The organism is Streptomyces sp. NPDC001410, assembly GCF_042895235.1.
Taxonomy (GTDB): domain Bacteria; phylum Actinomycetota; class Actinomycetes; order Streptomycetales; family Streptomycetaceae; genus Streptomyces.
In genome coordinates this window covers 201242-212443 of record NZ_JBIAWE010000020.1, presented here as the reverse complement: position 1 = coordinate 212443, position 11202 = coordinate 201242, and the positions used below count along the sequence as shown (strand labels likewise).

The window sequence follows — 11202 nt, the reverse complement described above, 5'->3', positions numbered from 1 at the left end:
TCCTCCACACCTACAACCACCACCGCTGCCACACCGCACTCGGCGGCCAGCCACCGATCAGCCGCGTGAACAACGCTGCGGGTCAATACAGCTAGCCCGACGGGACCCGGAGACAGTCGCCGACGGCGGATCCGCCCCACAGGGGCCACCCGCACCCGACCGCACGAGCCGCACGGGTGGTGCGGGTGGAAATCCAGGCCCGGCCCGAGGCCGGGTGCCCGCCGACGCGCCCGCACCCGTACCCGGCACAATGTCCCCCATGACCGTCACCCCGGCCCCCGCCCTCACCGTCGGCTTCGACCTCGACATGACGCTCATCGACTCCCGGCCGGGCATCCACGCCTGCTACCGGGCGCTGGCGGAGCGGACCGGGACGTTCATCGACGCCGACCTGGCGGTGACCCGGCTGGGGCCGCCGCTCCGGGAGGAACTGGTCAACTGGTTCCCCGCGGAGGAGGTCGCCGCCATGGCCGATCTGTATCGCGAGATGTACCCCTCGATCGCCATCGCCGCGACGCCCGCGATGGCGGGCGCCCGGGAGGCGATAGCCGCGGTGCGGTCGGTCGGCGGCCGGACGATGGTGGTCACGGCGAAGTACGAGCCGAACGCCAAGCTGCACCTGGACCACCTGGGCATCGCACCCGACGTGGTCGTGGGCGACCTGTGGGCCGAGCAGAAGGCGGCGGCCCTGCGCGAGTACGGCGCGGCCGTGTACGTCGGTGACCACGTCGGAGACGTCCTCGGGGCCCGTACGGCGGGTGCGCTGTCCGTCGCCGTGGTCACCGGGCCGTGCGACGGCGACGAACTGCGCGCCGCGGGGGCGGACGTCGTGCTCGACGACCTCTCGGCCTTCCCGGCCTGGCTGGCCGCCTACCGCGAGGCGCCCCGCGCCTGACGCCGCCCGGCCGCGACGGAGCGCAGCACCCCCGCCCCGGCCACCAGGAAGCCGACGGCCATGAGCATGCTCAGACCGAACATGTACGTCGGAAAAGGCTTCGCACCGAGGAACAGCGGGGCCACCGTGACAAGGGTGGCCACGGCCCCGATGAAGAACACCACGGCACCGGCCCGGATCAGTCGGTCACCGGGCCCGGCGGAATTCGTTTGGGTTTTGTCACGCACCGGACCAGGGTAGTTCCCAGCGCAAGAGAACAACCCGGGGACGTCTTGTCACCCGCCCGAAGACCATTAGCCTTGGTGTCGGCGGGTCATGGTCGACCCGCTCTAGTGCTATCAAGAGCCGTTTCCGAAGTAGTTTTCCCGACAAGTACGAGGACGAGGACAGACGTGCCTACCGGCAAGGTCAAGTGGTTCAACAGCGAGAAGGGCTTCGGCTTTCTCTCCCGCGACGACGGCGGTGACGTCTTCGTCCATTCCTCGGTTCTCCCCGACGGGGTCGATGCGCTCAAGCCGGGACAGCGTGTGGAGTTCGGCGTCGTCGCCGGTCAGCGCGGTGACCAGGCCCTCTCCGTGACCGTGCTCGACCCGACGCCGTCCGTCGCGGCCGCGCAGCGCAAGAAGCCGGACGAGCTGGCCTCGATCGTGCAGGACCTGACGACCCTCCTCGAGAACATCACGCCGCAGTTGGAGAGGGGCCGTTACCCGGAGAAGGCCGCCGGAAAGAAGATCGCCGGCCTTCTGCGCGCGGTCGCCGACCAGTTGGACGTGTGACCCTCAGGGGAAAGCGAGCGCATCCGGACCGAGGGGCGGCAGCAGCCCCTCGGCCGCCGCGCGGGTGAGCAGCCCGCGGATCGCCGCGTAGCCGTCCTCGCCGAGGTCGGCGGTGAACTCGTTGACGTACAGCCCGATGTGCTGGTCGGCGACGGCCGGGTCCATCTCCTGGGCGTGCTCCATGACGTACGGCCGGGAGGCCTCGGGGTCGTCCCAGGCGGCCCGGACGGACGCCTTGACGGAGTCGGCGAGCCGGCCGAGGGCCTCGGCGCCCAGCGAGCGCTTGGCGATGATCGCGCCGAGCGGGATCGGCAGCCCGGTGCTGCGCTCCCAGTGCTCGCCCATGTCGGCGAGCTTGTGCAGCCCGTAGTTCCGGTAGGTGAAGCGTGCCTCGTGGATGACGAGTCCGGCGTCCACCTTCCCGTCCCGGACGGCCGGCATGATCTCGTGGAACGGCAGGACGACGATCTCGCCCACCCCTCCCGGCAGCGTGTCCGCCGCCCAGAGCCGGAACAGCAGGTAGGCGGTCGACTTCTCGCTCGGCACCGCGACCGTACGGCCCGTCAGGTCGCTGCCCGCCTCCCGGGTCAGCACCAGCGGCCCGCAGCCCCGCCCCAGCGCACCGCCGCAGGGCAGCAGCGCGTACTCGTGAAGGACGTAGGGCAGCACGGCGTACGACACCTTCAGCACGTCGAACTCGCCGCGCTCGGCCATGCCGTTGGTGATGTCGATGTCGGCGAAGGTCACGTCCAGCGCGGGGGCGCCGGGGACGCGGCCGTGCGCGAGGGCGTCGAAGACGAAGGTGTCGTTCGGACAGGGCGAGTACGCGATCTGCATCGCATCACTGGTCATGCGTGTTCCAACTCTCCCATGCGGGCGCGAGCTTCCCGAAGCCTTCGGTGAGGGCGGCGAGCGCGTCGCCGATGCGCCAGGCGGCGCGGTCGCGCGGGCCGACCGGGTTGGACACCGCCCGGATCTCCAGCACGGGCACCCCGTGCGTCGCGGCCGCCTCGGCCACGCCGAACCCCTCCATGCCCTCGGCCAGGGCCCGCGGGTGGCGGGCGCGCAGTTCGGCGGCGCGGGCGGCGGTGCCGGTGACGGTGGAGACGGTGAGGACGGTGCCGGGACGGGCACCGGTGGCCTCGGACACGCCTCGCACGAGCGAGGGCGGCGGCCGGTGGGTGACGGTCCCGAAGCCCAGCTCGGTGACCGGGACGAAGCCGTCGGCGGTCTCGGCGCCCAGATCGGCCACGGTGATCGCGTCGGCGACGACGAGCGAGCCGACCGGGGCCTCGGGCGGGAAGCCTCCGCCGATCCCGGCCGAGACGACGAGACCGTAGGGGCTGCCGTCGAGGGCGGCGGCGGTGAGCGCGGTGGCGGTGGAGGCGGCGGCGAGCGCGGGCCCGACACCGCCGGCCAGCAGGTCGCACCCGGCACCGGTCCGCACGAGGCAGACCCCCGGCAGCCGTACCTGCGCACCCGCCTCGGGGAACGCCCGGGCCACCGCATCCCGTTCGGCCGGGACCGCGGTGGCTACGAGAACGCGTACGGAGGGCGTGGTCAGGCCTTCTTCAGCTTGAAGGACCACAGGCCCTTGGCCGGCTGCTGGCCCATCTGGATGGAGACGGTGTTGCTCGTGCCCTGGGTGCCGTACTGGGCGTTGAAGAACGCGCTGCCCGGGATGGCGGTGTAGGTCTTCTTGCTCACGTCGGTGAACTGGCGGCCGTTCACCAGGAGGATCCAGCCGGCGTCCGCGATCTTCGGGTCGACGCCGAAGCGGACGGTCTGGTCCGGGTCCACCTTGATCGACTCGATGTCCCCGGCGTTCTTGGCGCACTTCGCCAGCGACTTGGCGTCCAGGGCCTTGCCGTCGTTGTAGCAGAGGGCCTCGGAGTTGACCGAGTCCCGGCCTACGGTGACCGTCGCGACGGGAGTCGGCTTCTCGCAGGCGGACAGGACGAGCAGTCCGGCGGAAACGGCGCCGGCGGCGGCGACGGCGCGGCGGCGTCGCACAACGCGTGTTACATCAGCGGCTTCGCCGCGGGGCAGCGTGGTCATGGGCGAAGGCTATCGGCCACCGGAGCCCGCCGCCCACGTGGGGTGCGGCGTGCCCGGTTCGTTACGCCACTCGCGCCCGCGGCCTGCTGCCGTGGCGTGCCGAGGAGAGCAGTCCGCGCAGCGTGGTCAGCCATCCGGCGGCCACGATGGCGGCGGCGACCATGAGGCCGAGAGTGCCGTTGAGGGGCATCACGATGCCTATGGCGCCGCCGAAGACCCAGGCCACCTGGAGCAGTGTCTCCGAGCGCGCGAACGCCGACGTCCGCACCAGCTCGGGCACGTCCCGCTGGATCAGCGCGTCCAGGGACAGCTTGGCCAGCGCCTGCGCGAACCCGGCGACGGCGGCCAGACAGGTCACCAGGAAGGCCCCGAAGAACACGGCGGCCACGATCGCCGTCCCCAGTACCACGGCGACGACGGTCACGATGATGATCTCGGGGGCCCTGGACCGCAGCCAGGCCCCCACAGCCGTACCCAGCGCGTTCCCCGCCCCCGCCGCGACGCCCACGATCCCCAGCGAGACCGCCGCGCTCTCCCCGGCCAGCGGCTGCTCGCGCAGCAGGAACGCGAGGAAGAAGATCAGGAAGCCGGACAGGCAGCGCAGGGAGGCGTTGGCGCCGAGGGCATGGGTGACGGCGGGCCCGACCGTCCGCAGCCCCGGCCGTCGCTTGATCGTCTGCTTGCGGTGCGGCCCGTGCAGATGCTCCTCGTCGGCGGCGAGCAGGGCCACGTCCTCGCCCTTGGCGGAGTCCACCTTGGGCGGCAGGGAGAACGACAGGAACGTCCCTGCAACGAAGATCACGAACGCGCCGTACAGCGGCCAGGGGTCCCCGATGGCATGCAGCCCCGCCCCGATCGGCGCGGCCACGCCGGTGGCCAGGAGGCCGGCGAGAGTGACCCGGGAGTTGGCCTTCACCAGCGAGAAGGCGGGCGGCAGCAGCCGCGGCACGACGGCGCTGCGGACCACCCCGTACGCCTTGGAGGCCACGAGCACCCCCAGCGCGGCGGGATACAGCTCCAGACTCCCGCTGGCCACGGCCCCCGAGATGATCAGCGCGAGCAGCGCCCGGGCCAGCATCGCCGCGGCCATCGCGGCCCGCCGCCCGTGCGGCAGCCGGTCGAGGAGCGGCCCGATGACAGGGGCGAGGACGGTGAAGGGGGCCATGGTGATGGCGAGATACAGCGCGACGCGCCCGCGCGCCTCGTCGGTCGGCACGGAGAAGAACACCGTCGAGGCCAGCGCGATGGTGATCATGACATCACCGGCGCCGTTCACCGCGTGCAGCTCGATCAGCTTGCCCAGCCCCGACTCGCCCGCACCATGGGCGTGCGTGGCCTTCCGGATCCCGCGCGCAGTACCGGTCACCGGGAAGTGCAGGGCACGCCCCACCGCGCGGACGGCACCACCGACCCGGCCCGAACCGCCACCTCGAACGCCCCTACTGTCCGCGGCTGCCACGTGCTTCATAGTGCCCCGAGACGCCGCCCGATAGTGCGGTTTGAACCCAAGCGAGTCGGGTGTGCCCGCTGCGGAGCCGCCCCCGCATCCCACCTCGGCCCACCACGAAACCGCCCCCACGTCCCACCCAGGCCCACCACGAAACCGCCCCCACGTCCCGCCACGAACCCGACCCCGAACCCCACCTCGCCCCACCCCGAACCCACCCCCACACCCCACCTCGCCCCACCCCGCGTGGCGGGATGCCGGGGCGACTTCGCGGGCCGGTCGAGGCGCACCGCCGGGGTCGCGTCGCAGCCGACCGAGGCGGAACGCGAGGGGTGACCTCGCAGCCGATCGAGGCGGAAAGTGGTGGGCCGCTTCGCAGCCGGGCGAGACGGGTGGGTGGGTGGGAAACATCGCCGCGAAGCGGCGGACTGTCCCCGACCACCGACAACGGGGTAGCGTGCGTATCTCAGCCATAACGCAGAATGGATGGCAGAGGTGCGCCCGAGTGCGCGTCGGATGCAGACGTCGATGCGGTCCCCCGGTCCGCTCCGTCCGCCTGACCGCCGGAGGCAGCCGCACTCATTGCAGACGGCGTAGGAGAGAAGCGATACCTGTGAGCGCAGCGACAACGCGAAGCCGCACCCCCGACCGTCTGTGCGCCGAGGCCGTGGACCTCGCCCGCGCCGCCGCCGAGGAGGCAGCCGCGCCCGGAGTTGTCGGTGAGCACGTCGGCCTGGTGTCGGAGGGTGACCGGGTCGTCACGCACTTCTTCGAGTGCAAGGAACTGGGCTACCGCGGCTGGCGCTGGGCGGCGACGGTGGCCCGTGCCTCCCGCGCGAAGATCGTGACCCTGGACGAGGTGGTCCTCCTCCCCGGCCCCGACGCCCTGCTCGCCCCCGAGTGGGTCCCGTGGAGCGAGCGCCTGCGCCCGGGCGACCTCGGCCCCGGCGACCTGCTGCCGACCGACCAGGAGGACCTCCGCCTGGAGCCCGGCTACACGGGCGAGGAGCAGCCCCCGCCGAACTCCCTGGTGTCCCACGAGATGGCGGAACTGGCGGACGCCGAGGACGCCGCCCTCACGCCCGGCACCCCCGCCACCCAGCCCACGACTCCCACCCGCGGCTCGATCGCCGCGGTGGCCGAGGAACTGGGCCTGCGCCGCGCCCGCGTCCTGTCCCGCTACGGCCTGCACACCGCGGCCGACCGCTGGGAGGAGGGCTTCGGCCCCAAGACCCCGATGGCCCAGGCGGCCCCGGCGACCTGTCTGACCTGTGGCTTCCTCAGCCCGATCGGCGGCTCCCTGGGCCAGGCCTTCGGCGTCTGCGCGAACGAGTTCTCCCCGGCCGACGGCCGTGTGGTCTCGCTGGCGTACGGCTGCGGCGGCCACTCGGAGGCGGCGGTCATGCCGAAGGCGCCCCAGCCCCCCGCTCCGGTGATCGACGAGATGAAGGTCGACGTCTTCCCGCTCCGCCCGGCCCGCGACTCGGGCTCGGTCCCGGAGGCGGGCGACGCGGAGACGGCGGAACTCGGCCACTCGTAGGCCGACAGGACCCGGCCCGAGCGGCCCTGGCGCCCGCTTTCGTCCGTCTCCGGGGCCTGACCTGTGCCTTCGGTCTCCCTGCCGCACTCGCTGTACCTTCGTCCTCACGTCGACGAGGAGAGTGAACGTGAGCAAGTTCGTGCGGCCGGCGGCCGAGGGCGCCGACCCCTTCGGCACCGCCCGTCTGCGCCGCGGTGTGCTCGACGCCTGGGCCACCAGCCCCGCCCGGTTCCGTGAGGACGCCAACGCCGAGGAGGACCTGGTCCTCGGCGGCTACCGGGACCGGCTCGTGGTGGAGCTGGCCCAGAACGCCGCCGACGCCGCCGCCCGCGCGCGGACACCGGGCCGGCTGCGCCTCACCCTTCGCGACGGCGTCCTGGTCGCGGCGAACACCGGCGCCCCCCTGGACGCGACCGGTGTCGAGTCGCTGTCCACCCTGCGGGCCTCCGCCAAGCGCGACGCGCAGGACACCCACGGCGCCGTCGGCCGGTTCGGTGTCGGCTTCGCCGCCGTGCTCTCCGTCACCGACGAGCCCGCGATCGTCGGCCGGCACGGCGGTGTCCGCTGGGCCCTGGCCGAGGCGCGCGAGCTGGCCGCCGACACGGCCCGGCACAGCCCCGGCCTCGGTGACGAGGTCCGCCGCCGCGACGGACATGTCCCGCTCCTCCGCCTCCCGTTCGCCGCCGAGGGCTCCGCCCCGGAGCCGTACGACACCGCCGTCATCCTGCCCCTGCGGGACACCGCCGCCGCCGACCTCGCCGAACGCCTCCTCGGCGCCGTCGACGACGCCCTGCTCCTCGCCCTGCCCGGGCTGGAGGAAGTGGTGGTGGAGGTCGACGGGAGTGCCCCGCGCACCCTGCGCCGCCGCACCGAGGGCGCCGTCACCGTCGTGGAGGACTCGCGGGAGGGCACCACCAGCTGGCGTACCGTCTCCGCGCACGGGCCGCTCACCCCGGACCTCCTCGCCGACCGCCCGGTGGAGGAGCGCCTGCGCCCGCACTGGTCGCTGACCTGGGCCGTGCCGACGGACGCCGACGGCCGCCCGGTCCGGCCGCGCACCACCCCGGTCGTGCACGCCCCCACCCCCAGCGACGAGCCCCTCGGCGTCCCCGCCCTGCTCATCGCCTCCTTCCCGCTGGACACCACCCGCCGGCACGCGGCCCCCGGCCCGCTGACCGACTTCCTGGTGCAGCGGGCGGCGGACTCCTACACCGAACTGCTCGCCGAGTGGCGGCCGGTGACGGAGGGCGTGATCGACCTCGTACCCGGGCCGCTGGGCAAGGGCGAGCTGGACGGCGCGCTGCGGCAGGCGGTCCTGGAGCGGCTGCCGCGCACCGCGTTCCTGCCGCCGGCCGTCGACTCCAGGAGTGACGACGAGCTTCCGGAGGCGCTGCGGCCGCGGGACGCCGAGGTGGTGGAGGGCGCCGGGGCGGACACCGTACGGGTCCTCGCGGAGGTGCTGCCGACGCTCCTTCCCGCGGGTCTGGAGCGCCGCGTCGAGCTGCGCACCCTCGGGGTCGCCCGGCTCCCGCTCGCCGACGCCATCGACCGGCTCGCCGGTCTGGAGAAGGACCCCGACTGGTGGTGGCGGCTCTACGACAGCCTCGCCGGGGTCGACCCCGACCGGCTCTCGGGACTTCCGGTGCCCCTCGCGGACGGCCGTACGACCATCGGTCCCCGGCAGGTCCTGCTCCCCGCCCCGGACGCCGCGCGCCTCGACCCGGACATCCTCGGCCGGCTGGGGCTCAAGGTCGCCCACGAGGACGCCGCGCACCCGCTGCTGGAGAAGCTGGGCGCGCTGCCCGCCTCCCCGCGCGCGGTGCTGACCACCCCGCAGGTGCGGGCCGCCGTGGCGAACTCCCTGGACGACGAGGGCGGGGCGCTGTGGGAGGAGGACGCTCCCGACGCCGAGGAGCTGGCCGACACCGTCCTCGCCCTGGTGCGCGACGCGGGTCTGGAGCCCGGTGACGAGCCCTGGCTGGGTGCCCTCGCGCTGCCCGACGAGGACGGCGAACTCGCCCCGGCGGGCGAACTCGTCTTCCCCGGCAGCCCCTTCGCCCGCGTGATCCGCGAGGACGAACTGGCCGCCGTGGACGCCGAGTTGGCCGCGAAGTGGGGTGAACAGCCCCTCACCGCCTGCGGTGTCCTCGCGGACTTCGCGCTGGTGCGCGCCACGGACGTGGTCCTCGACCCGGACGAACTGGAGCCCCGGGAGAGCGACTTCGCCGAGCCGGACGACGCGGGCCTGCTGGACGCCGTCGACGTGTGGTGCGAGGACATCCTCGACCGCTTCCCCGACAGCCCGGTGCCCCCGGTCGCCACCGAACTCGTCGCCGTACGCGACCTCGACCTGGTCGACGACGACCACTGGCCCGAGGCCCTCTCCCTGCTCGCCCGGCCGCCGCTGCGTGACGCCCTCACGCAGCCGGTGCGGATCCTGCTGCCCGACGGCACCCACGAGGTCGTACGCCCCTACGCGGCATGGTGGCTGCGCGGGCACCCCGTCCTCGACGGGCGCCGGCCCGCCGGTCTGCTCGCGGCCGGCGGAGACCCGCTGCTGCGCGGCCTGTACGACGAGGCCGACGCGACCGGCTTCGACGACGAGCAGGTGCTGCGTGCGCTGGGCGTGCGGACCTCCGTGGCCGCCCTGCTGGAGGAGCCCGGCGGCGCCGCCGAACTGCTGGACCGCCTCGCCGACCCGGAGCGACCGGTCACCGCATCCCAACTGCACGCCCTGTACGGCGCGTTGGCCGAGCTGGACCCGGAGCAGGTGACCCTGCCGGACGAGCTGCGGGCCGTGACCGACGGGCGGGTGACGGTGGTGGACGCGGCCGACGCGGTCGTGGTCGACTCGCCTGACCTGCTGCCCTTCGCCTCCGGTGTCCCGCTGCTGCCGGTGCGTCCGTCCCGGGCCGCCGAGCTGGCCGAGCTGTTCCAGGTGCGGCGGCTGAGCGAGTCCGTCACCGGCGAGGTGACCTCCGAGGGCGCCGAGCACGACGTACCGGACCCGGTGCGGGTGCTGCTCGGGCCGCGCACGCCCGGCACCTACGTCGAGCACGAGGAGCTGGTCGTGGACGGCGTGGAGATCGACTGGCGGGTGACCGGCGACGGCGTCCTGCACGCGGCCACCTTGGAGGGCGTCGCCGCGGGCCTCGCCTGGGCGGCGGGCCAGTGGCCGCGCCGCTTCGAGGTGGCGGCCCTGCTGGAGGACCCGTCGCGGACCGAGGAGCTGGCGCGGGACCGGTGGTTCGACTGAGCCGTGGTTCGACTGGTTTGCCGCTTAACTGGTTCAAAGCGAAATCTTCAAATCACGTACAACCATTCCCCCGCGTCGCGGATCTGATCACGTGAGCCAGCAGGCTCCCAAGATCACTTGGGTCCGGCGGCGATGGCGCACCCGTGCGGTGCGACCGCCGTCGGGCCCAACTCTCCATACAGGGGAACGCATGCGCATTCGTGCCACCGTGGCCGCCGTCTCCGGCGCCATGGCTCTCTCCGCCTTCGCCGTGCCGGCCGCGCAGGCCGCCGACAACGGTTCGTCCTTCAGGGCGGAGGCCGCGAAGGTCCTCCAGGCGGCACACGCCGCCACGTCCGGCAAGACCGCGTTCAGCAGCTCCACCGCGGCCGACGGCGCCCCGTACGCCATGGACGTCACCTTCTCCAACTTCAAGATCGCCAAGGCCGTCAAGGTCGGTACGACCAACCACGTCTCCACCACGGTCACCTACACGCTGACCCACGGCGCCGACGTCGACGTCACCGCCGATGACTTCCTCACCGGGCCCTACATCTACAAGGGCTCCTACAACACGCCGGACAACATGCTGCTCGGCGACGCGCCGGCCACCTGCACCGCCACCTCGTCGACCACCGAGACCTGTACGGGCCTCATCGACATCTACCCGGGTGACGACGAGCTGATCAACTCCGACGCCGGCACCTGGCACGGCGGCGCCCTGGCCATCGCCTTCAACGGCCAGGACCCGAGCAGCGACACCTTCGACGTCACCAAGGTCGGTTACGCCGACCAGGGTGACCTCGGTACGACGCTGGTCCAGCGCTACTCCAAGCTGACGGTCAACGCCTCGCCCGAGCCGGTGACGAAGGGCAAGACCATCACGGTCACGGGCAAGCTGTCCCGGGCCAACTGGGAGGACCACAAGTACCACGGCTACACGAACCAGTACGTGAAGCTGCAGTTCCGCAAAAAGGGCACCACCACCTACACCACGCTGAAGACCATCAAGTCGGACTCGTACGGCAACCTGAAGACGACGACCACCGCGTCGGTGGACGGCTACTACCGCTACTCGTTCGCGGGCACCACGACCACTCCGGCGGTCAGCGCCACGGGTGACTTCGTCGACGTGCAGTAGGCACCGAGTTCCAGCTCCGGACACCTGCCGTTTCCGGAGCTGGAACGTTTCTTCTCGCTTGCGCCATGGGCTGGCAATGCGGGGCCAAAATCTGGCCGGGAGCCGCTCTT

At 72.9% G+C, this 11202-nt stretch carries 10 protein-coding genes; 5 read left to right on the top strand and 5 right to left on the bottom strand.

Annotated features, from left to right (window positions below):
• Nucleotides 1–259 precede the first annotated feature (259 nt).
• A complete protein-coding gene (locus ACFY3C_RS36445) occupies nucleotides 260–895 on the top strand; it encodes an HAD family hydrolase (RefSeq protein WP_390773866.1) in 636 nt (211 codons plus the stop codon).
• On the opposite strand, the gene ACFY3C_RS36440 is transcribed toward ACFY3C_RS36445, so the two are convergent.
• Nucleotides 871–1122, bottom strand: a complete 252-nt coding sequence (locus tag ACFY3C_RS36440) for a hypothetical protein (RefSeq protein ID WP_094217163.1) — start codon at nucleotides 1120–1122, stop codon at nucleotides 871–873. The genes ACFY3C_RS36445 and ACFY3C_RS36440 overlap by 25 nt on opposite strands.
• A gap of 165 nt (nucleotides 1123–1287) precedes the next feature.
• Here ACFY3C_RS36440 and ACFY3C_RS36435 point away from each other — a divergent pair, with 165 nt between their 5' ends.
• Nucleotides 1288–1671, top strand: coding sequence for a cold-shock protein (locus ACFY3C_RS36435; RefSeq protein ID WP_145876092.1), 384 nt, complete (start codon nucleotides 1288–1290; stop codon nucleotides 1669–1671).
• Nucleotides 1672–1674: 3 nt separating this feature from the next.
• Here ACFY3C_RS36435 and ACFY3C_RS36430 read toward each other — a convergent pair whose 3' ends face one another.
• The 4 genes from ACFY3C_RS36430 to ACFY3C_RS36415 form a co-directional block, all read right to left on the bottom strand.
• Nucleotides 1675–2523 carry a 1,4-dihydroxy-6-naphthoate synthase gene (locus tag ACFY3C_RS36430; protein ID WP_386573608.1) on the bottom strand — a complete coding sequence of 283 codons (849 nt, stop codon included), beginning with the start codon at nucleotides 2521–2523 and terminating at the stop codon, nucleotides 1675–1677.
• Nucleotides 2513–3259 carry a futalosine hydrolase gene (locus ACFY3C_RS36425; RefSeq protein WP_390773865.1) on the bottom strand — a complete coding sequence of 249 codons (747 nt, stop codon included), beginning with the start codon at nucleotides 3257–3259 and terminating at the stop codon, nucleotides 2513–2515. Before ACFY3C_RS36425 ends, ACFY3C_RS36430 begins: the two co-directional genes overlap by 11 nt.
• Nucleotides 3232–3729, bottom strand: a complete 498-nt coding sequence (locus ACFY3C_RS36420) for a DUF2771 domain-containing protein (protein ID WP_386573606.1) — start codon at nucleotides 3727–3729, stop codon at nucleotides 3232–3234. Before ACFY3C_RS36420 ends, ACFY3C_RS36425 begins: the two co-directional genes overlap by 28 nt.
• A gap of 61 nt (nucleotides 3730–3790) precedes the next feature.
• Nucleotides 3791–5197 (bottom strand): MFS transporter, encoded by a 1407-nt coding sequence (locus ACFY3C_RS36415; RefSeq protein WP_386573605.1) that lies wholly within the window; start codon nucleotides 5195–5197, stop codon nucleotides 3791–3793.
• A 592-nt stretch (nucleotides 5198–5789) separates the two neighbouring features.
• On the opposite strand from ACFY3C_RS36415, the gene ACFY3C_RS36410 reads away from it, so the two are divergent.
• The 3 genes from ACFY3C_RS36410 (at nucleotide 5790) to ACFY3C_RS36400 (ending at nucleotide 11092) form a co-directional block, all read left to right on the top strand.
• Complete coding sequence (locus tag ACFY3C_RS36410; RefSeq protein ID WP_386573603.1) at nucleotides 5790–6716, top strand: DUF3027 domain-containing protein; 927 nt, start codon at nucleotides 5790–5792, stop codon at nucleotides 6714–6716.
• Between the two features lie 127 nt (nucleotides 6717–6843).
• On the top strand, nucleotides 6844–9972 hold the full coding sequence (locus ACFY3C_RS36405; protein ID WP_390773864.1) for a sacsin N-terminal ATP-binding-like domain-containing protein: 3129 nt from the start codon (nucleotides 6844–6846) through the stop codon (nucleotides 9970–9972).
• A 190-nt stretch (nucleotides 9973–10162) separates the two neighbouring features.
• Nucleotides 10163–11092, top strand: a complete 930-nt coding sequence (locus ACFY3C_RS36400) for a hypothetical protein (RefSeq protein ID WP_390773863.1) — start codon at nucleotides 10163–10165, stop codon at nucleotides 11090–11092.
• Nucleotides 11093–11202 lie beyond the last annotated feature (110 nt).

Bases quoted from the DNA above. Each gene is read 5' to 3' on its own strand.
- ACFY3C_RS36445 (WP_390773866.1), top strand. From the start codon at position 260: ATGACCGTCACCCCGGCCCCCGCCCTCACCGTCGGCTTCGACCTCGAC.
- ACFY3C_RS36430 (WP_386573608.1), bottom strand. From the start codon at position 2,523: ATGACCAGTGATGCGATGCAGATCGCGTACTCGCCCTGTCCGAACGAC.
- ACFY3C_RS36420 (WP_386573606.1), bottom strand. From the start codon at position 3,729: ATGACCACGCTGCCCCGCGGCGAAGCCGCTGATGTAACACGCGTTGTG.
- ACFY3C_RS36415 (WP_386573605.1), bottom strand. From the start codon at position 5,197: ATGAAGCACGTGGCAGCCGCGGACAGTAGGGGCGTTCGAGGTGGCGGT.
- ACFY3C_RS36400 (WP_390773863.1), top strand. From the start codon at position 10,163: ATGCGCATTCGTGCCACCGTGGCCGCCGTCTCCGGCGCCATGGCTCTC.